The organism is Flavobacterium johnsoniae (genome assembly GCF_030388325.1).
Taxonomy (GTDB): domain Bacteria; phylum Bacteroidota; class Bacteroidia; order Flavobacteriales; family Flavobacteriaceae; genus Flavobacterium; species Flavobacterium johnsoniae_C.
The window spans coordinates 3,546,051-3,566,033 of record NZ_CP103794.1; the positions used below are offsets into that span (position 1 = coordinate 3,546,051).

General features: G+C 46.9%; 18 protein-coding genes. 12 read left to right on the plus strand and 6 right to left on the minus strand.

The features are described 5' to 3' along the window. Window positions 1–49: 49 nt before the first annotated feature. Window positions 50–1,432, plus strand: coding sequence for a hypothetical protein (locus tag NYQ10_RS15480; protein ID WP_289877177.1), 1,383 nt, complete (start codon window positions 50–52; stop codon window positions 1,430–1,432). A gap of 204 nt (window positions 1,433–1,636) precedes the next feature. Here NYQ10_RS15480 and NYQ10_RS15485 read toward each other — a convergent pair whose 3' ends face one another. The 5 genes from NYQ10_RS15485 to NYQ10_RS15505 form a co-directional block, all read right to left on the minus strand. Then, the gene (locus tag NYQ10_RS15485) at window positions 1,637–2,710 is read right to left on the minus strand and encodes a mechanosensitive ion channel family protein (protein WP_073414721.1); all 1,074 of its coding nucleotides are present in this window, start codon (window positions 2,708–2,710) and stop codon (window positions 1,637–1,639) included. A gap of 109 nt (window positions 2,711–2,819) precedes the next feature. Next, window positions 2,820–3,869 (minus strand): succinylglutamate desuccinylase/aspartoacylase family protein, encoded by a 1,050-nt coding sequence (locus NYQ10_RS15490; RefSeq protein ID WP_073414724.1) that lies wholly within the window; start codon window positions 3,867–3,869, stop codon window positions 2,820–2,822. Further along, entirely contained in the window at window positions 3,866–4,009 is a 144-nt protein-coding gene (locus NYQ10_RS15495) for a hypothetical protein (protein ID WP_167369524.1), read from the minus strand. Before NYQ10_RS15495 ends, NYQ10_RS15490 begins: the two co-directional genes overlap by 4 nt. 229 nt (window positions 4,010–4,238) lie before the next feature. Further along, window positions 4,239–4,574: a hypothetical protein gene (locus NYQ10_RS15500; protein ID WP_139260427.1), complete on the minus strand. Its 336-nt coding sequence runs from the start codon at window positions 4,572–4,574 to the stop codon at window positions 4,239–4,241. Window positions 4,575–4,811: 237 nt separating this feature from the next. After that, window positions 4,812–5,201: a hypothetical protein gene (locus tag NYQ10_RS15505; protein WP_289877178.1), complete on the minus strand. Its 390-nt coding sequence runs from the start codon at window positions 5,199–5,201 to the stop codon at window positions 4,812–4,814. A gap of 269 nt (window positions 5,202–5,470) precedes the next feature. On the opposite strand from NYQ10_RS15505, the gene NYQ10_RS15510 reads away from it, so the two are divergent. The 11 genes from NYQ10_RS15510 to NYQ10_RS15555 all read left to right on the plus strand — a co-directional run bounded on the left by NYQ10_RS15510 (window position 5,471) and on the right by NYQ10_RS15555 (window position 19,017). Further along, a complete protein-coding gene (locus NYQ10_RS15510) occupies window positions 5,471–6,892 on the plus strand; it encodes a DUF6602 domain-containing protein (RefSeq protein WP_139260429.1) in 1,422 nt (473 codons plus the stop codon). A 91-nt stretch (window positions 6,893–6,983) separates the two neighbouring features. Continuing rightward, entirely contained in the window at window positions 6,984–7,442 is a 459-nt protein-coding gene (locus NYQ10_RS15515; protein WP_073414736.1) for a GNAT family N-acetyltransferase, read from the plus strand. Between the two features lie 256 nt (window positions 7,443–7,698). After that, window positions 7,699–8,022, plus strand: a complete 324-nt coding sequence (locus NYQ10_RS22550; protein ID WP_354669343.1) for a DUF6660 family protein — start codon at window positions 7,699–7,701, stop codon at window positions 8,020–8,022. A gap of 172 nt (window positions 8,023–8,194) precedes the next feature. Further along, window positions 8,195–12,511: a CusA/CzcA family heavy metal efflux RND transporter gene (locus NYQ10_RS15520; RefSeq protein ID WP_289877179.1), complete on the plus strand. Its 4,317-nt coding sequence runs from the start codon at window positions 8,195–8,197 to the stop codon at window positions 12,509–12,511. A 65-nt stretch (window positions 12,512–12,576) separates the two neighbouring features. Next, on the plus strand, window positions 12,577–13,866 hold the full coding sequence (locus tag NYQ10_RS15525; protein WP_289877180.1) for an efflux RND transporter periplasmic adaptor subunit: 1,290 nt from the start codon (window positions 12,577–12,579) through the stop codon (window positions 13,864–13,866). Between the two features lie 283 nt (window positions 13,867–14,149). After that, a complete protein-coding gene (locus tag NYQ10_RS15530) occupies window positions 14,150–14,566 on the plus strand; it encodes a Fur family transcriptional regulator (RefSeq protein ID WP_008463790.1) in 417 nt (138 codons plus the stop codon). 53 nt (window positions 14,567–14,619) lie between these two features. Then, window positions 14,620–15,501, plus strand: coding sequence for a bestrophin family protein (locus NYQ10_RS15535; protein ID WP_289877181.1), 882 nt, complete (start codon window positions 14,620–14,622; stop codon window positions 15,499–15,501). A gap of 28 nt (window positions 15,502–15,529) precedes the next feature. Continuing rightward, complete coding sequence (locus NYQ10_RS15540; protein WP_073414745.1) at window positions 15,530–15,985, plus strand: MgtC/SapB family protein; 456 nt, start codon at window positions 15,530–15,532, stop codon at window positions 15,983–15,985. Window positions 15,986–16,066: 81 nt separating this feature from the next. Continuing rightward, the gene (locus NYQ10_RS15545) at window positions 16,067–18,130 is read left to right on the plus strand and encodes a heavy metal translocating P-type ATPase (RefSeq protein WP_289877182.1); all 2,064 of its coding nucleotides are present in this window, start codon (window positions 16,067–16,069) and stop codon (window positions 18,128–18,130) included. A gap of 266 nt (window positions 18,131–18,396) precedes the next feature. Next, window positions 18,397–18,666, plus strand: coding sequence for a hypothetical protein (locus NYQ10_RS15550; RefSeq protein ID WP_073414750.1), 270 nt, complete (start codon window positions 18,397–18,399; stop codon window positions 18,664–18,666). Window positions 18,667–18,792: 126 nt separating this feature from the next. After that, window positions 18,793–19,017, plus strand: a complete 225-nt coding sequence (locus tag NYQ10_RS15555) for a hypothetical protein (RefSeq protein WP_073411712.1) — start codon at window positions 18,793–18,795, stop codon at window positions 19,015–19,017. 86 nt (window positions 19,018–19,103) lie between these two features. Here the strand turns inward: NYQ10_RS15555 and NYQ10_RS15560 are convergent, their stop codons facing one another. Further along, complete coding sequence (locus tag NYQ10_RS15560; protein WP_073411710.1) at window positions 19,104–19,982, minus strand: diacylglycerol/lipid kinase family protein; 879 nt, start codon at window positions 19,980–19,982, stop codon at window positions 19,104–19,106. Window position 19,983: the final 1 nt, after the last annotated feature.

A 19,983-nucleotide genomic window follows, 5' to 3' on the forward strand; every position in this document is an offset into this window, starting at 1 on the left:
ATTCTGCGCCTTCTAAACTTAAATAATGCTTTAATTATAATTTGTAATAATGAAAGACTACTTTCAAAATGATGTGCCCATACTGCTAAAGCTGTCAGAGCATAAAGAACTGCTGGACGGCTTTCCTGGTGAAAGCGGAGATTCCCAGTTTGATGCGAGACTGATTTATAACCAGAGAAGACCTGAAGAGGCGCAGCTGATTATTTATTATAAGCCCTCTGATCATCTGTACCAGAAATTCAGAGCACTTGCAGAAGCAGGAACCAGCATCCTGGACTTGGTAAATCCTGCATTATCGCCATATGAATGGGTGAACCCGGAGTTTTTTGAGTTTTCTGAAAGCTCTCTGATAGATTTTCATGAAACTAATTATTTCGATCATGACAAGAAATCCGTCATACTGGTTCTTCGAAATTTCTGTCTTTTCCAGAATGGAAGGTATGCCGCTGCCGCAAGATTCAGCCTGGCAGACAATGCCCTTTCCCATCTCACAGGATATATCCAGTACGGCCAGCTTGGAACTTATGATTCAGATGACAAATTCATTGAACGGAATCATAACAGATGGACCAGGTTTGGTCCTGTCGAATTTATGCTGTCATTAAGCCATTCCTATAAACAGGGCGAACCAAAAAAGGATTTTGTAATAACCAGAGATGCACAGCTGGTTCTAAGGGATGACAGCGAGAAAGTAAAAGATCTGGATCTGCTTTCCCTCGGAGAAGACTTATGCCTGCTGATGTCCCTGTACTGGGAGAAGAACATTGATTTTTTCAATGCCCTGCTCAGGGTGAATGATAGGGATAATTATGGCACCAGGGAAGTCTTTAAGCTTTCCGGCGATAACTTTGATTCCTCGCAGGAATTTCATTTGAAGGACAAATATCAGAATATTTACGATTTTGCAGATTCGGTAAATTTTGAGAAATTCCAAACTTTCAGGGAGCTTATACAGGAGGCTGTTCCCAGACTGTTAAGGATAAAGCACCTTGATGATATTTCAGCTTTCATGGTCCTTTACAACATCGTTGAAAAGTTCAGGAATTATTTTTTAAATGAGCCCTTGGACGGCAGTGCTTTCACTGTAAAGGAAGAATATGTATTTACGGGATCAGAAGGCTCTATTAACAGGTTCATAAAAAAGAAGATAAAAGAAATCGGTGAAATAGTCGCGGACGCAGATAAACAGGAATTTGATTCTAAAGCTTTTGAGAAAGTATCCTTTATTAAAAAGACCGGCCTTATCGATCAGTTTGAGGGTTTTATAAAATATCTCAATCTGGATCCGGACGATTATGATGTGGAATTTGGCCAGCTTATTAAAGCCAGAAACCTCATTTATCATGGAAATCCGCCCGACAGGGATTTATCGCTGTGTAATAAGGAGCTTAAAGCGCTTGTCTATGATATCACACTTGCCATTATTGCCTGATACTTTTTAGCATTCAGCTTGTGGTGTCTTGGGAGCTTATTTTAAAAATCGGAGCATCCAAAATGGACGGGAAAACGATTATTGATCATCAAAACCATTCGCCTGCGCTTTATGTCAGCAGGAAAAGAGACAATTATTAGTTAATTGTCTCTTTAATAAGTGTGAAGATTTTCAGCGAAAGAATATCGCCTAGTATGTTGTTATTTAGTTCCTTGCAACTGAGAATACCGGAAGGCTTTCAATCTGTATGGTCTGCGTTGGATATGCAAGCTCAATTCCTTTTTCTGTAAAGGCACTGAAAATCTCAAGATAGACGGCCTGCTGGGCGTCCATATAGAAATTGTAATCCGGGTCATCGACGTAGTAGACGAATTCAAAGTTAAGGCTGAAATCCCCAAAACCTGAAAAATGCCCCCTGTCATAGCTCAGTTTATCTTTCGAGGCTATTATGTCTCCGACAATACCGGGAATGTCCCTAAGCTGTCTGTCAGTGGTCTGGTAGGTGACACGGATTGCGAAAACAATCCTTCTTCTTTCCATCCGTTTGAAGTTGCGCAGCCTGGAGTTGGTCAGGTCTGTATTGGAACAGACAAGCTGTTCTCCGTTCAGGGTTCTGATTCGGGTGGTCTTTATCCCGATATATTCGATAACGCCGCTGTCTGTGCCCACCGTCACAAAATCTCCGATTTCAAATGGACGGTCAAAGAAGATGACAAAATAGCTGAAGAGATCTCCAAGCACGGTCTGTGCCGCAAGCGCGATAGCAATACCTCCGACACCCAGACCCGCTACAATGGTTGTCACATTGTAGCCCATATTATCAATCAGAAATACGGCGCCTAATAGCCAGATGATGATATTGACGATAGCGATAAGCCCGCCTGCCTGCTTTTCTTTGCTTTCGCTGTCCTGGTCGCGTTTGATAAAGGACAGCACGAATTTTTTGAAAGCGGCAATTATAATTTTGATTATAAAAAAAGTGATGGCAATCATATATGCCGTATGAAGAATATTTTTTGCCCTTAGGCCCAAGGCCAAAGTCTGCAGGGCAAAATAAACGGTGCTTATGTACAGCAGGGGAAGAATGTTCTTCTCAATGACTTCCATTGCGAATTCATCCCAGGATGTGGCGGTTGCAGCCGCCCATTTTTTGAGCCGCTTGAAAATGTACACTTTGAATATTTTTATAATCGCGAAAAGGACAATTATAATTATCAGTGCTGTGAGCCATTTATATATTGTGTTTCCCCAAAGCGGGGTGGTTAAAATCTCATTCATGATCTTTGATTTAATTGTGTTAAAGAAATGGATACAGGCATGCAGTGCGCAGCGTAGTTATCTGTCTTGGCAGAAACTGCTCCAAATCGAAATCCAGCAGCTATTTCTGCTATTGGATCCTGTATCCGATGCAGATTACAGTTTCGTCAGCATTTACAGCATCTGCATCTGTTTTGTAAAGTACGGTGCCCGACTCGGGGGCTCTGAGAGTTTTTTTCCTGTTGCCGAAAATATCGGTCAGATTGCCTATCTTCTGGCTTTCTTTGATTTTATCCCCTGGCTTAATGGAGCTGCAGAATATGCCCTGAAATGGAACCTTTATGCAGGCCTTTCTGTTATACCTGAATTTCTTTGCGCGGGAAGGCTTTGTTGTGCCATTATTGTAGATTTCCAATTCTGCCATAATCCTGTAAAGCGCTTCTTCAGCCGATGGCTGGCTGGAGGATCCCTGTTTTTCATATCCGCCTAATGTCATGCTCAATGACGGAATTCCCAGCCTGACCGCCTGCTTCACGGCGCATTTTGAAGGCTCTCCTGATGAGAGCGGGTACGGATGGCTCAGGATGGTGCCGAGCCCGCTTGCTTCACTCAGGCGGTACGCCAGCATTGTCTGCTGCATGAATTCCGCATTGTCGTAGTAGCACATAAAAGCTATCGGATCACTGCCGGAATCGCAGCCGTTCAGCTCCAGAAATACATCAGTGGCATCAAAGACAGCTGTCGAAATAAAATCGGCGATCAATTCTGCCGCGGTTCCCTTGGCGCTGCCCGGAAAAGCATCGGAAAGATGGGACATTCGTATGTTGTCGGATTGGGAGCTGCGGCCGCTGTAGCGCTGCACATCAGCGTCGGGAATAATAATGAGGTTTCCCTTGAGCTTTTCAGGCATTATCTCACGGCGAAGCTGCAGCAGGGAAGCGGCGGCGGAAAATCCGCCTTCGCGGATTCCGGCGGCTAGGGTAAGGGTTGGACCTTTTTCACGCCCCCTGATTAGGGTCACAGGAAGATCAGCCCAGACCGAATCCGAGGATTTCAAACAGATGACCGTATCGGTTATGGAAGCATCCTGTTTTTCGAGGTATCTCTTAAGCGAGTTTTTTTGTGACTGGGCGCTATGGACTGCCAAAAGCGATATAAAAGAAAGAATTAAATTTTTCATTGCATTAAATGATCGATGATTATTCCGTCTGAATACAGAATAGCCATAGTGATTTGCAGACCGTCGGCGGGTCTGGTTTTAATTGGTTTAAACAGGTTTTCAGCTGTATTGGAAAGCGCCGCGGGAGTGCGGGCTGCCATAGTTTTACAGGGCATATCAGACTCTTGAAGCCGAATGTTAAAAACGGGCTTTTCTCGTAAGCCGTCACTTTTTATGTTTGGTTTTGCATCTGGATAGCGCGCTGTTATACAGGCTGGCAATCGCAGATGGCAGCAGAGAACATAAAAAACGGCCTTCTTTTACGTTATGCTGAGCTGACTATTGATAGTTATGCCATCGAATAGGTAAATTCGGAATTTAATTTTGAGTCTAGAAAAAATGGAGTCTGTGCAGTGAGTTTTTTAAAGCGTCTGCAAATGCAGTGTCCAGCTTAAAATAAGCGGTGCTTTTGCTGTGAGGAAGCGAAAGCGCGTCATCAGTAAATTTTTCTGTTAGGGATTTTAAAAGCGCAGCGGTTTTATGCTTCTCTTTCTTGTCTTGGGAAGAAGCGTTTATGCGGATTTTCTTTTTGCTATGGGGCGCATCAACGGCGCACTGGTGGGCTTTCCTGCCTGAAATATTCTGCATTTCGGCGCAATCGGCAAGCACGGAAGAGACGCTGTGGATTTCAACGCCGTAAAGCATCCGCATGGCAAGGAGCGCCATTATCAATATGCCTTTAAAATGCTTCATGCTAAAGAGAAAATGCTGATTTTATTGTTTGTTCCGGCCAAATATAAGGCATTTTAAACAAAATCAGCCGGCATAAAACAAATATAGCAAAGATTTAACTTCATGCCTTTATGCAGTCTTGCCCATCCAAAAGTGTAAATGCCGGTTCCGCATCAGAGTGCAAAAAATAATGCTGCGAACCGATAAAGGAAAATGCTATTTCGGCCTTTTCTATTCTATGGCTAAAATGGCGCGCTCTTCGGGTTTGCTTGACCATTGCACCTGCCAGACGCGTCCGTCGATCTGGTCCAGCAGAATGAAATTGTATATATTGGTGGTGGGGCTGAGGACAAATCTGTTGTTTTTTTCCTGATCGGGTGCTGCAAGCGCCTTGAGCGAAAGGGGAGACTCGAACCTGTTTTTTCCAGTGTCCCACTGAACCTGCCACATCTGTCCGTTTCGGGTGTTGAGTTTGATATAGGTCCACATATTATTAGTGGGGTATAGCCTGTATCCAGTGTCAATGCAGGGAAATGCATTTGCATTCGAAGCGGACTGGCTCTGGGCGGATGCGCTTATAGACATTGCGAATACCAGAAGAGAAAATAAAGTTTTTTTCATAATTTTCAGATAAGTTAGTTAGCAGTAAATTAATGTTTTATCAAGAAAAGCACCAAATAATGTGCCGTAAATTGCTAGATTTCCACATGTAAAAGATTCATGCACACTTTATTGTCTGAAACGTCAAGTACGGGCACCATATGGCTGGGACAGCAGAGATGCTAAGAAAAATTTCTTAAATTCGCCTTAAGTTGCAGGATATCGTGTCCTGTGGTTCTGCTGGACTAATAGCGAACAAAATTTTAAATAGTAACCTAAAGGACATAATATTGACAACAAAAGAATTCTTAGTGTTTCTACAGCAGGAACATCATTTGATAATAAATCATAAAGACGACTACGGCGAAGCCCAGACAGGCAAAATTATTTCAATTGATGGAGATTCTGTGAGGTTTTATTGGACCTGTGACGATGAAAAGACAAAAGCACGAGGCTTGGTAACTTATAACATGGACGAATTTAAACAGCAGGTCGATCCATTTGTGATTGTAGACAGAACGTGTACTTTTAGCGATGAAAAGTATGGTAGGCTCCAGAGCATGATAAAAAACAACTGGCACAAGGTAATCAATACGATGCATTCCTCCTCCCAGAAAAGGTTAAAGGTTGATGGCTGCATTGATCTATTAGTCAGCGAAATCGGAGTGTCTAAATTACAGGCTTCAGGGATTATAAAATCTCGCTTGGCCGCGGGCACATTTAAATATGTTAAATTAAAATTAGGCACATATATTGCGCTTGGCATTAACGAAATCGCACTAGAAAATAAAAAAAGATATCTTTCTTCGATTTCAAATGAAATCAGAAGCCAGAGCGAGCGTATCAATTATGTCATCAGCCACGGCCAGACTGTCGGAAATTACAGGGAGAGGCTTTTCATTTCCGTCCTGCGGAAATATGTGCCCAAAAAATTTCACGTCGCAACAGGATTTATAGAGGGTAGCAGCAAGCAGATTGATATCATAATTTATGACCAGCACAATTATATTCCAGTTTTTAGGGAAGATGATCTTGTAGTGGTAAAAAAGGAAGCCGTGATTGCCGTAATTGAAATCAAAACGACATTAAGTTCGTCCACACTTAAAGATTCTCTTGAAGGTATTGACAGAATATGCGAAGGCCCGATGAGTTCTGTTCCTTTTTTCAAGGGAATTTTCGCTTTTGAAACAGAATGGAACAATAAAACGGCCGCCGATAACATTGCCATATTTTACGATGAGAATAAAATTGACGCCATTCATGAGCATCTAGATGTGGTATGCGTTCCTGGCAAGATCTGCGCTTTTATAGATTATAATAATCTGGATAATGATGAGTATTCCTGTCCTTCATTGTATACCTTGGAAGATGCTAAGGGCATAAGTATAGGGGAGTCCTTTTTCTTTCAAAGGCTATTTTCCTTCATGGAGGTTGAAGTTTCAGCGCGGAAAATTAATGGATTGTATTTTGACGTATTGCGTGAAACTGCACATAGACCGCTGCATAAGATATTGACCGATGAAGACTGGACACCATTTCATATATTTTTTACGGAACTCGGCAGCACGGCAGATTTCGACGCGGATGAATTTGACCAAGCAATGGAAATCAAAAAAAACAACGTCAAGCAGCGCGTGAAAGATGTCAGGGATTGGATGGCTGGTGAAATGGACAGAAACCAGCTGATAGAAAAGTATAACAGCATATTTTAAAATTTAAATCGTTCTCTTTTCTTTAAAGTGCTAGTCTAAATGGCTTAAGGAATATGAAAGGGAGAAAGCGGCATACCCAAAAAACATTGATATGAATTTAATTTTTAGAACTGCAGCAGCAGATGATCTGCCCGAAATCATCAGGCTTCTTTCTGATGATGCCCTTGGGCAGGGCAGGGAGGATTTCCAGCTTCCTTTGCCACATGCCTACATTAAGGCGTTCGAGAAAATCGATGCCGATCCCTCGCAGGAACTTATCGCCGTGACTAATGAGGCCGGAGATCTGGTGGGAACCATGCAGCTGAGCTTCATCCAGTATCTAACCTATCAGGGCGGAGTAAGGGCGCAGATAGAGGCGGTCAGGATAAGGAGGGAAGACCGCGGAAAGGGATTCGGAAGGCTTATGTTCGAGTGGGCCATAGAGAGGTCAAGACAGCGCGGGGCACATCTGGTCCAGCTTACCACAGACAAAAAAAGGCCTGAGGCTGTGAAGTTTTACGAGAGCCTGGGCTTTATGCCGACCCATGAAGGCATGAAGCTTCATCTATAATTGCTGCATGTGAGGCCTGCGCAGTTATTTCGTCATTAATTGGATGCAGAGAAAAAAAAACATTTTTTTTCAGCTGATCGCGCAAAAATTCAGAATGTCTACAAAATCAGGTTGTTACTTTGCGTAGCATAAAAATAGGAAGGAAGTAACCGCCTGCCTGCAATCCCGCTTTACTGCGGAGGGCAGGTTTCTAATTTTACAATGCAGGATGCCACTTTGCAATCGGATTGCATAAACTATTTTTTACATTTGTCCCATGAGATGGAAAACAACAATATTATTACTTTACATTCTAGGGCTGCTTGCGGTTCCGTGCAGTGACGTATACAATAGCTGTATTTCCTCTAAAACTGCGCAGAAAGAGCTGTCCCATAACCACAGCAGTGATAATGACGACCACTGCTCGCCATTCTGCCAGTGCTCCTGCTGCAGCGTTTCGGTAATAAAGTTCAGCTTTAAGATGCCGGACCTTAATCTTCCCCAGCAGCCTATCAGTTCCAAGAATACTGTCATTAAGGACTGCCAGGTAAATTCAACCTACACGGGCAGCATCTGGCAGCCCCCTAAATTTTTCGTTTAGATTTTTCGGATTGCGCTTATCACGTGAAGTGATTTTTGTCAGGACTTAACGGTCCTGCCCAGCATGCATTTGATTTTCCGTATCCATTCGGGATGCCTGCGCGCGCTTTTCATTGTCCCCATTTCTGCATGGGAGGACAGACTATTTTCTAAACGTTAAAATTAAATGCATAGTGTTAGATAGTATAATTAAATTCAGCATAAAAAACAAAATCATTATTGGGTTAATGACTTTGGTTCTCATATTATGGGGCGCCTGGAGCGCAACGAAACTGCCCATAGATGCCGTTCCTGACATCACAAACAATCAGGTTCAGATTTTTACGACCTGCCCTACGCTTGCAGGACAGGAAGTGGAGCAGCTGGTAACCTTTCCCATTGAACAGAGCATTGCCACTGTGCCGAAGATCCAGGAAATCCGAAGCATATCGCGATTCGGGCTTTCTGTTATCACAGTTGTGTTCGATGAAGAAACGGACATCTATTTTGCCAGACAGCTCATCAGCGAAAGGCTGAAGGAGGCAACAGACCGAATCCCGCAGGGGATCGGAACTCCTGAAATGGCTCCTGTGAGCACCGGTCTTGGCGAGGTGTACCAGTACATTATCCATCCTAAAAAAGGAAGCGAAAATAAATACAATGCCAAAGACCTGCGAACCATGCAGGACTGGATTGTGGCAAGGCAGCTCTACGGAACTCCCGGGATTGCCGAAGTGAACAGTTTTGGAGGGGAGCTCAAGCAGTATGAGGTTGCCGTGAACCCTGACAGGCTGAAAGCTATGGGGGTTAGCATCCCGGACATCTTTACGGCACTTCAGAAAAACAACCAGAATACCGGAGGAGCTTATATTGACAAGAAGCCAAACGCATATTTCATCAGGGGAATCGGTCTTGTGACCTCACTTGATGATGTAAGAAAGATCGTGGTTAAGAATACGGGAGCCGCGCCAATTTATGTAAGCGATGTTGCCGAGGTGCGCTTCGGAAAAGCTGTGAGATACGGTGCCCTGACCTATAACGGGCAGGTAGATGCAGTCGGAGGCGTGGTGATGATGCTTAAGGGTGAAAACAGCAACGAGGTGGTGAAGCGCATCAAAGAGAAGCTGCCGACCATCCAGAAATCGCTTCCAGACGACGTCGTTATCGAGCCATACCTTGACCGTACGGATCTTGTGGGACGCGCCATCAGCACCGTAGAGAAGAACCTTGTAGAAGGTGCATTGATCGTGATATTCGTGCTGGTGCTGTTTCTGGGGAATTTCCGCGCAGGGCTAATTGTGGCATCAGCAATTCCTCTTGCCATGCTTTTCGCGCTTGGACTGATGAATGTCTTTGGCGTAAGCGCCAACCTGATGTCACTGGGTGCCATTGATTTTGGCCTTATTGTCGACGGTGCGGTAATTGTGGTGGAGGCAACGCTCCATCATCTTGCTATGCGCAAGTCGCTCAATAATCTTACCCAGGATGAGATGGACGAGGAAGTTTTCGAGTCGGCATCCAAAATACGTACCAGTGCGGCCTTTGGAGAAATTATCATTTTAATTGTATATATCCCGATTCTTACCCTTGTGGGCGTTGAAGGGAAAATGTTCCGTCCGATGGCGCAGACCGTAGGATTCGCAATCTTTGGAGCCCTGATACTGTCTCTAACCTACATCCCGATGATGTGCGCACTGTTCTTGTCTAAAAAGCCGCAGCACAAGGAGACTTTCAGCGATAAGATGATGAACAGAATACAGAATATCTACCAGCCGCTGCTTGCTAAAGTGATCGAGATCAAGTATGCCGTGGTCGGCGTAACGGTAGCCATATTCCTTATTGCCGTATTCTGCTTTACAAGAATGGGAGGAGAATTCATCCCGCAGCTGCAGGAGGGCGATTATGCTTTCCACTGCATCCTGCCTCAGGGAAGTTCGCTGAACCAGAGCATTGAGACCTCGATGCAGGCCTCAAGAATCATCAAGCAGTTTGACGAGGTTAAAATGGTGGTTGGAAAGACGGGAGCCGCAGAGGTCCCTACAGATCCTATGCCTCCTGAGGCCACCGATCTTATGGTGGTTCTAAAGCCGCAGAAGGAATGGAAGTCGGGAAGGAGCTACACGGAACTTGCAGAGGCCATAATGGAGAAGCTCGAAGTGATTCCAGGAGTGTTCTTTGAGAAGAACCAGCCAATCCAGATGCGTTTCAATGAGCTTATGACAGGAATCAGACAGGACGTTGCCGTGAAAATTTTCGGTGAGAACCTGGACACGCTTTCGCAGTACGCCAAAGAAGTGGGGCAGGTGATCCAGAGCGTTCCCGGAGCGACTTCTCCGCAGATTGAACGAGTGAGCGGCCTTCCGCAGATCAATATCGAATATGACAGGACCAGAATTGCCAATTACGGGCTTACCATAGAGGATGTGAATGACGTTGTCAGCACGGCATTTGCAGGAAAGAGCACCGGACAGGTTTATGAAAATGAGCGACGTTTCGACCTTGTGGTGCGCCTTGACAGCGTTCACAGAAGCAGCATAGACGATGTGAGCAACCTTATGATTCCTACCAGCACAGGGGTTCAGGTGCCTCTGTCCCAGGTGGCAAAAATCGACTATAAGCTTGGACCTGCGCAGATCAGCAGGGAAGCAGGGAAAAGAAGGATTGTAATCGGATTTAATGTGGCTGGACGCGATGTCCAGAGCGTAGTGCAGGACATCCAGAAAAAGCTGGCTGAAAAAGTGAAGCTGCCGCCGGGATACTATTTCACCTATGGAGGACAGTTTGAAAATCTTCAGGCAGCCAGCGCAAGGCTTATGATTGCCGTGCCGGTGTCGCTTCTTCTGATTTTCGGTCTGCTTTATTTTACGTTCCGTTCCTTCAAGCAGGCTACGCTGATCTTCACTGCGATTCCAATGAGCGCCATTGGGGGCATATTTGCCCTTATGCTTAGGGGCATGCCTTTCAGCATCAGTGCCGGAATCGGATTTATCGCATTATTCGGGGTGGCGGTTCTAAATGGAATCGTGCTCATCGGAACATTCAACCAGCTTGAAAAAGAGGGTATGGACAACATTTTTGAAAGGGTGAAAGAAGGAACCATCACAAGGCTTCGTCCGGTGCTTATGACCGCGATGGTGGCTTCATTGGGATTCCTGCCGATGGCCATCAGCAGCAGCGCTGGTGCCGAGGTGCAGAAGCCGCTTGCCACCGTTGTAATCGGAGGTCTTGTAACCGCAACGTTCCTTACGCTTTTCGTTCTTCCCCTTCTTTATATCATTTTTAATACAAAGTTTGACTTTAAAGGAAAATTTAAATTGAGAAATACAACTGCCATCATTGTCCTTTTCATTGCAGGTCTGGGATCAGCAAATGCGCAGCAGCGCATCCCGATCGAGAAGGCTGTGGAAACTGCCCTGCAGAGCAATCAGCAGCTGGATATCAATAAATCCGAAATCCAGGCGGCCGGGCTGAATGTGAAGACAGCCTTAGACATCCCTAAAACGGGAGTCTTCGCGGAGAACGAGGATTTGAGGCCGTCTGACAGGACAGGGATTCTGAAAATCGGTATCTCGCAGAGTTTTGCATGGCCGGGGCTTTATGCCGCAAGAAAAAGCTATTTCAAAAACCAGCTCCAGTACAGCCAGCTCAATACGGTGCTTTTAAACGCCACAATCAAAAGGGATGTGCGAACGGCCTACTACAAGCTGTGGTACCTTCAGGACAAGCAGCTTCTGTACCAGCGTCTGGACAGCATCTATACCCAGCTAGCAAAAACTGCCGAAGTGCGCCTGAAGGCCGGTGATGTGGCGCAGCTGGACAGGATTGCCGCAGAGGCCAAACTTCTGGAATTGAAAGCTTTTTCAGAGCAGAACAAGAAAGACATGACCGTGCAGCAGCAACAGCTGATGATGCTTATGAACCTGAATGAGTGGCTGCTTCCTGTGGAAGCCCCGCTTGGAAAGGCGGAAGTGAGCTTTACCGAAAGCGGCGGGAAGCATCCCCTGCTTACCCTGCAGGAGCAGAATGTGAAGATTGCGTCGTCAAATGTTTCAGTAATGAGAAACAGCAATATGCCTGAGCTGTCCGGAAGGGTTTTCAGCCAGAAGCTTTATGGGCTTAATGATCCATACACGGGGTTTTCTGCCACTGCATCTTTCCCGCTTTTCGGGGCCGTATCGGCGCATAATAAGGTAAAGGCGGCTAAGGCCGAGAAGGAAGTGCAGGAAAAGAATCTTGCCTATCAGACCCAGCTGCTGGCGACCCAGAAGAATTCATCGGCGGCTGAAATTGAGAAAAACCTTTCCCTGCTGAACTTCTATGAGACTTCAGGGCTTAAGCAGGCGGAGGATATCATCAAAGCTTCCACGCTGAGCTACCGCTCAGGGGAAATCAGCTTTGCCGAGCTTGGACAGTTTCTGACCCAGGCGGTAGGCATACGCCAGAATTATCTTGATGTGCTGAACCAGTACAACCTGTCTGCGGTGCAGTTTGATTATTTCAACAATAAATAAATAATATAACAGCCTGCGGGAGCGGCAGAGCCCTTCCGCAGGATAAATCTAAATATAGAGCATTCATGAAAGTCAAAATTCAATTATTAATCGCGGCGGCCGCAATTTTCTCACTGGCAGGCTGCGGACAAAAAAGCGGCGAAAGCGAAAGCGGAGCCAAAACCGAAAAGGCCGAGGGAGCGAAAGAGGAGGGACACAGCGAAGGGGAAGCTGCCACAATTGCGGTGCTGACCCAGGAGCAGATGAAATCGGTGGGGGTTCAGCTCGGAACCATTGAGAACAAGAACCTGACTGCATCGATTAAAGTAAACGGCGCCTTAAGGGTTCCAAACAATAACAAGGCCAATGCAACCTCTCTGTACGGAGGTGTTATCCAGACCCTTAGAGTGCAGCTGGGCGACCAGGTGCGCAAGGGCCAGGTGATCGCAACAATCGAGAATCCCCAGTTCGTGCAGCAGCAGGAGGAGTACATCACCATCAACAGCCGCATCACCAATGCGGAGCAGGAGCTGCAGCGCCAGAAAGACCTTCAGGCGGGTAATGCCGGAGCCCTGAAGAATCTTCAGAATGCCACTGCGGAGGTAAATGCGCTGCGCGCACGCAAGGCCTCGCTTGCCAAACAGATCCAGCTTATGGGAATAAACCCCGGAAGCATCACCCCGGCGAACCTAAGGGCGGCATTAACGGTTACCAGTCCGGTTACCGGCACGGTAAGCGCCGAATTTGCGAAGATCGGAAGCTATGTTGACGTCTCATCTCCTGTTGTGGAGATAGTGGACAACCAGCTGATCCACCTTGACCTTCAGGTTTTCGAGAAGGATCTTCCCAAGGTAAAGGTGGGGCAGAGCGTAAGCTTCACCCTGACCAATAACCCTGAGGCAACCTACACGGCAAAGGTGTTCAATATCGGCTCTTCTTTTGAGAATCAGAGCAAGAGCGTTGCGGTTCACTGTACCGTGACGGGAAATAAGGCAGGACTTATCGACGGAATGAACATTACAGCGCTGGTAGGCGTAGGCACCGCTCTTACGGCTGCAGTGCCAAATGGTGCCATTGCCGAGGCGGACGGGAAGTTCTACATCTTTGTGAAAACGGACAAGAAACCTGAGGAGCATGAGGAGGCGGAAGCTGAGGGAGGCACCGAAGAGGGCGAAAAGCACAGTCCTGCAGAGGAAAAGAAAATCGATGCGGCAAGCATGAACTTTGAAAAAGTGGAAGTGACAAAAGGAGTTTCGGAAGTGGGATATACAGCCGTTACGCCTGTGAAGGAAATACCTGCGGGAAGCAGGATTGTGACCAAGGGAACCTTTTTCGTAAATGCCAAACTGAGCAATTCCGGAGGCCACGAACATTAAGAGACACTAAGGATTTAATGCAGATTCCTGTCCGACAGTAAGTGTTTGCCTGTGATTAAGCCAGGGAATAGGGATTCACCCCCTTTAATCTCTATTTCATGGTCTCGGACAGGAAAACCTGCATTAATTTAAAATATGCCGGCAATAAAGGCCGATTATGAAGTATCTGCCTGCTAAAAAAGTAAGCTGCGAACGCGGAAATTAAGAATAAGCTTCGTAAATTTACTGTAACTGCCTAACAGATAGGTCTTGTTGCCGGTTTTATTTTTAATGTAAAAATTATATGAAGAAAACGACAGAAGAAGCCTTTAACGGCAAAAGCATACGGCCTACCACGATGCGCATTCTGATCTACGAGTATATGGAAACCCTCACGGCGGCATTATCGCTTGCGGAGATCGAGAAGTATTTCCACAAGGCCGATAAGGTGACCATCTACAGGACGCTTCAGACATTTCTGGAAAAAGGGCTCGTGCATAAGATTATGGACGACAGCCAGGCCAGGTACCGCTTATGCGCCGATTCATGCGAAGAGGAAGAGCATAATGACAGGCATCTCCATTTCTACTGCAGGAGGTGCGGGCAGACTACCTGCCGCGAAGAGATCATGCTTCCGGAAAGCCTCTCGGGCAGCCTTCAGATCGATGAGATCCAGATTCTGGCCAAAGGAATCTGCGAGAAATGCCTAACTGCGAAATAATTCAGATCATATAATGGGAATAAAGGATAAATGTAAAATCTTAATTTTAAAATATGCTTCTAAACCGTAAAATATCAGTGCTGTACTTTGTCAGGGAAATCAGATCCCAGATCATTCTCATTGTCATTTTTGCCGCGGCTATCGGGATGCTGGATATGCTTCCGGTGTTCAGGAAAGTCTCGCTTCCCCTGAGCATCCCCGCACTGGTAGGAACCGCAGTTTCGCTGCTGCTGGCCTTCAGGACGGCGCAGTCCTATGAGAGATGGTGGGAAGCCAGAATGGTATGGGGGGCGATCGTAAACGATTCGCGCACCCTTATCAGACAGGTCATGCAGTCCGCTTCGAAAGAAAACAGGCATTTTTCAGAGCAGTTTGCCGAAAGGCAGATCATCTGGGTATATGCCCTTGGGGAGGCGCTGCGCCGCCAGCCCTTCAGCCCAAAGGTGGAAGCCTACCTGAAATTCCATAACGTGGCGGGGGCAAACATTCCCAACGCGCTGCTGGACAGGCACTCGCAGGATGTAGCCGAAATGGAGCATAAGGGCATTATAACGGATTTCAAGACCGTGCAGCTCAATGAGACCATATCGCGCCTCTGCGACCACATGGGAAAATGCGAACGGATCAAAAATACTGTTTTTCCAAAGTCATACAGCCTGCTGGTGCACACGCTGATCTATGTCTTTGCCGCGATACTTCCCTTCGGTCTTGAGGACTCGCAGCTGGCTGTTGAACTGCTGCTGACCATTCTGATTCCGCTGCTGTTCATTGCAATTGAATCAACTGCCATCATCATGCAGGATCCCTTTGAGAACACGCCGGTGGATACCCCTATGACCTCGCTTGCACTGACCATCGAGATCAACCTCCTTGAGATGACCGGTGCGAAGGATATTCCTGAGAAGCCTAAAAATAGGCTGTACTACGAGATGTAGGCCGCTCAGCCGCCAAAAATCTTATCTGATGGATATCCAAGTTGAACTATATATGTCTGCCAAACTGGTTCTGGCCGCTTTCCTGGGCGGGATTATCGGTCTGGAAAGGGAAAGGGAGCAGCAGAACACGGGACTGAGGACCTTTGCCTGCATCTGCGCGGCTTCCTGCCTGTTTGTTTCCATTGCGGGCCATCTTACGGAAGATGTCTCGGCTGTAGCCAGGATGCTTGCCGCCATTGCGACCGGGCTTGGATTCATAGGTGCGGGAATAATCTTCAGGGACCAGCGGAATCTTCCTAAAGGCATCACAACCGCCGCGGGCCTTTGGACCACATCGGCGGTGGGAATGGCCGTAGCACTGGATATGCTGGTAATAGCCGTTTCGGCAACATTCATCATACTGCTGATTTTCAGCATAAACCATTTTTCATGGTACAGAAGACTGGTCGATAGATTAATTAAGAGTAAAAAAAGGACTAACTAAACCAATGGACTGCCTTTTATCGGCACTTGGACGCTGACAGCAGAATGGTGCCGAATTTTTTAACCTTATAAATTATATATCATGGAACACAAACATAAATACGATAAAGACGGTAAACAGATCTGCTGCACGCAGACCGAGAAGGTGTATGTGAACGCGGGCGCAAAGGAGCTCCTGAAGGGGCACGCTCCCGATGACGGCCACAATCATGCGCACAGCAGGGACGACGGGCACAGCCATACCCACAGCGATGATGACGGCCATGACCACAGCACTGCGGAAGGCGGAGCATTCAAGATGTTCCTTCCCTCGATAATTTCCCTGGCGCTGCTGCTGCTTGCCATTTCTTTTGACAACTGGATCAAACTGCCGTGGTTTACCGGCACCCTGCGCTTCGTGTGGTACCTGGTAGCCTATCTGATTGTCGGGTTTCCGGTTATCAGGGATGCCTTTAAAAGCATCACCAAAGGGGAGGTATTTTCCGAATTCCTTCTGATGAGCATAGCCACAGTCGGCGCCTTCATCATTAAGGAATATCCTGAGGGGGTTGCGGTAATGCTTTTTTACGCCGTGGGGGAAGTTTTCCAGACCCTTGCAGTATCAAGGGCACAGCGCAACATCAAAAGCCTTCTGGACCAGAGGCCCGATGAAGTGACGATCATTTCAGACGGAAAGGCGAAAACCATCAAAGCCGAACAGGCCCAGATAGGGGATATCATCCAGCTGAAACCTGGGGAAAAGCTTGGCCTTGACGGCGAGCTTTTAACCGACAGCGCTTCATTCAATACGGCGGCCCTTACAGGAGAAAGCAAGCCGGACACCAAATCCAAAGGCGAGGCGGTCCTGGCGGGAATGATCAATCTCAACGTGGCGGCACAGGTGAAAGTCACCGCGGCCTTTACCGACAGCAAGCTCAGCAGAATACTGGAACTTGTACAGAATGCGACCTCGCAGAAGGCTCCGACAGAACTGTTCATCCGCAGGTTTGCCAAGATCTATACGCCTATTGTGGTTTTTCTGGCTATCGGAATCTGCCTTCTGCCTTATTTCTTTGCGGACAATTATGATTTCAGCAGCTGGCTTTACAGGGCTCTTGTCTTTCTGGTAATTTCCTGTCCGTGCGCGCTTGTCATTTCCATACCGCTGGGCTATTTCGGCGGAATCGGTGCGGCGAGCCGCAACGGGATACTGTTCAAAGGGAGCAATTTCCTTGACGTGATGGCCTCGATCCAGAACGTGGTGATGGACAAGACCGGAACGATGACAGAAGGGGTATTCAAAGTGCAGGAGACTGTCTTCAAGCCTGAGTTTGACAAGGATGAGATCCTGAAAATGGTCAATGCGGTGGAGAGCCAGAGCTCGCATCCTGTTGCTACGGCAATCCATGAATACGTGGGTGAGGTTGACAGCTCGATAAAACTGGAAAGCACCGAGGAAATTGCGGGCCACGGACTGAAGGCGGTGATCGGCGGCAAGGAGCTGCTTGCGGGTAACTTCAAGCTGATGGACAAGTTCGGGATTTCCTATGATGTTGATCCGGCTTCGATAGTATACACGACAATCGCGGTAAGCTACGACAAAAAGTATGTCGGGTATATCACAATTGCGGACACCATCAAGGAAGACTCGCAGCTGACCATAGACCTGCTGCACAAGCTGAATATCAAAGCGACGATGCTCAGCGGGGACAAGGGAAGCGTTGTGAAATTTGTAGCCGACAAACTGGGCATCGATAATGCCTACGGCGACCTTCTGCCGGAAGACAAGGTTAACAAGGTGAAGGAGATCAAGGCGCAGTATGGAACGGTTGCCTTTGTCGGTGACGGGGTGAACGATGCGCCTGTGGTTGCGCTCAGCGATGCGGGCATCGCAATGGGCGGGCTGGGAAGCGATGCGACCATCGAAACGGCCGATGTCGTGATACAGGACGACAAGCCTTCAAAAATTCCCATGGCCATCAATATCGGCAGACAGACCAAGAAAATCGTATGGCAGAACATCACTCTGGCTTTCGTAGTGAAGGGCGTAGTGCTCGTTCTCGGAGCAGGCGGACTGGCCACGATGTGGGAAGCCGTATTTGCCGATGTGGGCGTATCGCTGATTGCGATTCTGAATGCCGTGCGCATCCAGAAAATGAAATTCTAAATTGGATAATGCAGAAATCCTAAAGACTTAAATCCAAAAGATTTAATGCCATCATTCAGCTGCCGGCCAAATGATATCCGCTTACGGATAATCATCTGGCTCTGACGGCAGGGATTCTTTGTGCCCTTATCCAATCGTAATATCCATCAGAAATGCCTGCCGCAAACGCACAGGCAGAAATATCAAACGTGCAGTTTTACCGGCAGTTCATGGTAATGCAATGCCGTATCTGCAGGTATAGCGCATTGAATCGAATTTTATGCGAAATGAAAAAACGAAAGAAGAAATACTATCCAAATATACAGAAGACATCGAGGGGACAGAAGGGCAGGCCGGTTAGAAAGAAGAACAGGTATTCTGCTGTCAATATCGGAAAAACGATCATACTGGCAATTCTGGGAATTGTGATTGTTCTTGGAATTTTTGCCAGGGCAAGACATTTTATCCTGTACCATGTGCAGGACAGGCCGCATGAGCAGGCCAACGGGAAATTGACCAATGAAGGCGCCGGACGCCTGCCCGCGTCCCCGAAATAAAAAATCTGAAAAAAACTTTATAGAAGGTGAATTGTTAATTCAAAACCGCAGGCTTTTTCGAAGGTTCTGCGGTTTATTCTATAAAAAAAAATAAACCGGGCATTAAAACCAAATGATTTGCAGAATATGAAAAAGTATGCCAATATTTCCAATGTAATCCTTACCATTCTAAGGGACAATCCTGATCGTGATTTTGCTCTGGAGGAGCTTTCGGGCTTAATTTTTCCGACAGATCCGATACAAGAGGAGAAGCATAACCAGGCAGCCGTTCTGGATGTGCTGATTTTTCTGGACGACCAGAAAATGATTTTTCTGGATTTTGAGACGGATCGCTCTAGGCTTGCCAAATAAAACTGATAAGATCAAGGGCGGCAGCCCGTATTTCCGGAGAGCCTTCCCCGAAGGGAAGGCAGTTCCGGAAAAGCCTAATTAAGCTTTCAGACCAGCACGCTGAGTACGGCAGGCTCTGCCGAAATTCTGCAGGTGTTGGTCCTTAATTTATAATGCTCCCCGTCGATCTGCGCGTCGGTGAAGATCTTCATGGGCATTTCGATCTGCAGGCTCTTCACCAGATGGTGCTGTGCCTTTTTGAATCTGCTGACCGATCGGGTCAGTATGCGGTATCCAAGGGCTATTTTTTCGAAAAAGGAAAGCTCCGGAATGAGGACCAGGTCAAGCTTTCCGTCGGTCAGCATCGCATCGGGGGTAAGGGTCATATTATATCCCATTTCATTGGAATTGGAAACAAAGACCATAAAGGGCTTTATTGGTATGACCCTGTCATCAAAGGATACGATGGCCGGCTGCGCGCTGTACTCGAAAGTTGAGGCAACCGCGGCCCTGACATAGGAAAAAAGCATCCTTTTTCCCGAATGCTCATACTTTCTGATGATCATTGCGTCGATGCCGATGCCGGTGTTGCTGAAAAAATAATGCTGGTTGATTCTTCCCGCATCGATTCTTATCTTTCTTCCTTCCCTGATCACTTCAAGCGATTTTCCGATATCATGAGGTATGTTGAGATGCGACGCAAGGCCGTTTCCAGACCCCAGCGGGATGATTCCCAGCTTCACATCGGTGCCGATCAGGCAGGAAGCCACCTCATTTATGGTTCCGTCGCCTCCGCAGGCCACGATGATGTCGGGATTCTGCTGCAGCGCCTTCTGGGTGAGGACAAGCGCGTGCTTTCTGCTCATGGTGTAATCAGTGCTGATCTTATACCGGTCAGAGGGAAAAAACTGCCTGATGTAAAAATCGGGCAGGCTGTGGCGTCCTCCGCCGGAGACGGGGTTTATGATGAAATGTATATAGATCATT

Bases quoted from the DNA above. Each gene is read 5' to 3' on its own strand.
- NYQ10_RS15480 (WP_289877177.1), top strand. From the start codon at position 50: ATGAAAGACTACTTTCAAAATGATGTGCCCATACTGCTAAAGCTGTCA.
- NYQ10_RS15535 (WP_289877181.1), top strand. From the start codon at position 14,620: ATGCTTCTAAACCGTAAAATATCAGTGCTGTACTTTGTCAGGGAAATC.
- NYQ10_RS15500 (WP_139260427.1), bottom strand. From the start codon at position 4,574: ATGGCGCTCCTTGCCATGCGGATGCTTTACGGCGTTGAAATCCACAGC.
- NYQ10_RS15560 (WP_073411710.1), bottom strand. From the start codon at position 19,982: ATGATCTATATACATTTCATCATAAACCCCGTCTCCGGCGGAGGACGC.
- NYQ10_RS15525 (WP_289877180.1), top strand. From the start codon at position 12,577: ATGAAAGTCAAAATTCAATTATTAATCGCGGCGGCCGCAATTTTCTCA.
- NYQ10_RS15550 (WP_073414750.1), top strand. From the start codon at position 18,397: ATGAAAAAACGAAAGAAGAAATACTATCCAAATATACAGAAGACATCG.
- NYQ10_RS15530 (WP_008463790.1), top strand. From the start codon at position 14,150: ATGAAGAAAACGACAGAAGAAGCCTTTAACGGCAAAAGCATACGGCCT.
- NYQ10_RS22550 (WP_354669343.1), top strand. From the start codon at position 7,699: ATGAGATGGAAAACAACAATATTATTACTTTACATTCTAGGGCTGCTT.
- NYQ10_RS15505 (WP_289877178.1), bottom strand. From the start codon at position 5,201: ATGAAAAAAACTTTATTTTCTCTTCTGGTATTCGCAATGTCTATAAGC.
- NYQ10_RS15545 (WP_289877182.1), top strand. From the start codon at position 16,067: ATGGAACACAAACATAAATACGATAAAGACGGTAAACAGATCTGCTGC.
- NYQ10_RS15485 (WP_073414721.1), bottom strand. From the start codon at position 2,710: ATGAATGAGATTTTAACCACCCCGCTTTGGGGAAACACAATATATAAA.
- NYQ10_RS15490 (WP_073414724.1), bottom strand. From the start codon at position 3,869: ATGAAAAATTTAATTCTTTCTTTTATATCGCTTTTGGCAGTCCATAGC.
- NYQ10_RS15555 (WP_073411712.1), top strand. From the start codon at position 18,793: ATGAAAAAGTATGCCAATATTTCCAATGTAATCCTTACCATTCTAAGG.
- NYQ10_RS15495 (WP_167369524.1), bottom strand. From the start codon at position 4,009: ATGGCAGCCCGCACTCCCGCGGCGCTTTCCAATACAGCTGAAAACCTG.
- NYQ10_RS15540 (WP_073414745.1), top strand. From the start codon at position 15,530: ATGGATATCCAAGTTGAACTATATATGTCTGCCAAACTGGTTCTGGCC.
- NYQ10_RS15515 (WP_073414736.1), top strand. From the start codon at position 6,984: ATGAATTTAATTTTTAGAACTGCAGCAGCAGATGATCTGCCCGAAATC.